General features: G+C 72.2%; 2 pseudogenes. Both read right to left on the bottom strand.

The features are described from left to right. Positions 1-1604: pseudogene (locus IG05_RS0140830) on the bottom strand (type I polyketide synthase); the annotation flags it as partial. Between the two features lie 218 nt (positions 1605-1822). After that, positions 1823-2239: pseudogene (locus tag IG05_RS50835) on the bottom strand (beta-ketoacyl reductase); the annotation flags it as partial. Positions 2240-2385: the final 146 nt, after the last annotated feature.

Below are 2385 nucleotides of genomic sequence, written 5' to 3'. Positions count from 1 at the left end.
GCGGGGCAGGTGGGCGTCGAGGGCGGTTGCGACCTCGTCGAAGGCCGCGGAAGGCGGGGAAGGCGGTGTAGAGCTGTCGGCCCATGCCGAGGCGTTGTGCGCCCTGGCCGGTGAACAGGAACGCCGTTCCACCCGAGCGGCGGGCCTGCGACGGCTGGACACCGCCACCACCCTGCGCCAACTGACGCACACCCGCCATGAGTTCATCACGGTCGGCGCCGGTCACCACCGCACGGTGCTCGAACGCCACCCGCTCCGTCGCCAGCGACCTGGCGACGTCCTGCGCCGACAGCCCCAGCTGAGCCTCCAGGTGCGTCACCAGCCGCGCCGCCTGATCGCGCAGCGCCTGCACGGTCCACATGGCTGGACGGCTTGTCCACGTGCAGCGTCCGCGGCAGCACCCCGTGCCGCATGGCCTCGATCATCTTGATCACACCGCCCACTCCGGCGGCCGCCTGCGCGTGACCGATGTTCGACTTGAGCGAACCCAGGTACAGCGGCTGCCCGTCCGGCCGACCCCGGCCGTAGGTGGCGAGCAGAGCCTGGGCCTCGATCGGGTCGCCCAGGCGGGTGCCCGTGCCGTGCGCCTCCACGGCGTCCACGTCGCTCGTGCCCAGGCCGGCGTTGGCCAGCGCGGCGAGGATCACACGCTCCTGGGAGGGGCCGTTGGGTGCGGTGAGGCCGTTGCTGGCCCCGTCCTGGTTCACCGCCGTACCCCGGATGACCGCCAGCACCCGGTGGCCGTTCTTCCGTGCGTCGGAGAGCCGTTCGACCAGGAGCAGGCCGACGCCCTCGGACCAGCCGGTGCCGTCGGCGTCGTCGGAGAAGGACCTGCAGCGGCCGTCGGTGGACAGACCGCGCAGCCGGGAGAACTCCACGAACGCCGTCGGTGTCGACATGACGGCCACGCCACCCGCCAGCGCGAGGTCGCACTCGCCGTTGCGCAGGGCATTGACGGCCATGTGCATGGCGACGAGCGAGGAGGAGCAGGCCGTGTCGACCGTGACGGCCGGGCCCTCCAGACCGAAGGTGTACGCCATCCGGCCCGAGGCGATGGAGCCGGCGCTGCCGCTGAAGAGATAGCCTTCGTTGCCCTCGGCGGGCAGGTGGGGGCGGGAGCCGTAGTCGTTGTACATCGCCCCGGTGAAGACACCGGTGCGGCTGCCGCGCAGCCCGGCCGGCAGGATCCCCGCGCTCTCGAAGGTCTCCCAGGCGGTCTCCAGCAGCAGGCGCTGCTGCGGGTCGATGGCGGTCGCCTCGCGCGGCGACATGCCGAAGAACTCCGGGTCGAACAGGTCGGCGTCGTGCAGGAAGCCGCCTTCGCGGACGTACGACGTCCCCGGCCGCTCGGGGTCCGGGTCGTAGAGCTTGTCGATGTCCCAGCCCCGGTTGGACGGGAACTCGCTGATGGCGTCGATCCCGTTCGCGACCAGTTCCCACAGGTCCTCGGGAGAGGACACACCGCCCGGGTACCGGCACGCCATGCCGACGATCGCGATCGGCTCCTGTGCCCTGTCCTCGGCCTCGCGCAGCTGCCTGCGCGCGTCGCGCGCGTCGGCGATGGCCTTCTTGAGGTATTCGCGGAGTTCCTGCTCGTTCGCCACTGATCTCAGCTCCCCGTCGTCATGTGGCTCGTACTCGGTCTGGTGGTTCGTGCGGTGGTGTGCCGCGGCGCCGGCACGCCGGGCGTGCGGAACCGCCCGGGAGCCGACCCCCTCGTCGGCTCCCGGAGCGGTCGCCCGGTCAGTTCAGGTCGTCGAGGAGCGCGAACAGCTCCTCGTCGCTCGCGTTGACCAGGTCGTCGGCCGTCGGGTCCTCGGTTGGGGTGGTCGAAGACGAGGGTGCTCGGCAGGCGCAGGCCGGTGGCGTTGTTGAGCTGGTTGCGCAGTTCGACGGCGGTCAGGGAGTCGAAGCCCAGGTCCTGGAAGGCGCGTTCGGCGTCGACGGCTGTGGCGTCGGCGTGTCCGAGGACCGCGGCGACCTGGGCGCGTACCAGGTCGGTCAGGGCCTGCTCGCGTTCCTCCGGGGACAGGGTGGCCAGACGCTCGGCCAGCGAGGGGCCCGCGTCCTGGCCGCCGGGCCGGCCGGCCGCGGCTGCGGTGCGGCGGCGGCCGGCCGGCACCAGATCGCGCAGCAGCGGCGGCAGGGCGTCACCCGCCTCGCGCAGTGCGGCCGGTTCGAGTCCGCTGACCGCGAGGACCGGTTCGCTGCCCGCGAGGGCGGTGTCGAACAACTCCATCGCCTCGTCCGTGGCCAGCGGCAGGAGACCGATACGGGCCAGGCGGCGCAGGTCTGTTTCGTTCAGTTCGCCGCTGATGGTGCTGGTCTGGTTCCACAGGCCCCAGGCGAGGGAGGTGGCGGGCAGTCCGTGGGCTGTGCGGTGTT

The sequence above is a fragment of the Streptomyces sp. NRRL S-1022 genome (assembly GCF_000720135.1).
GTDB lineage: Bacteria > Actinomycetota > Actinomycetes > Streptomycetales > Streptomycetaceae > Streptomyces.
This window is presented reverse-complemented; position numbering and strand designations above follow the sequence as displayed.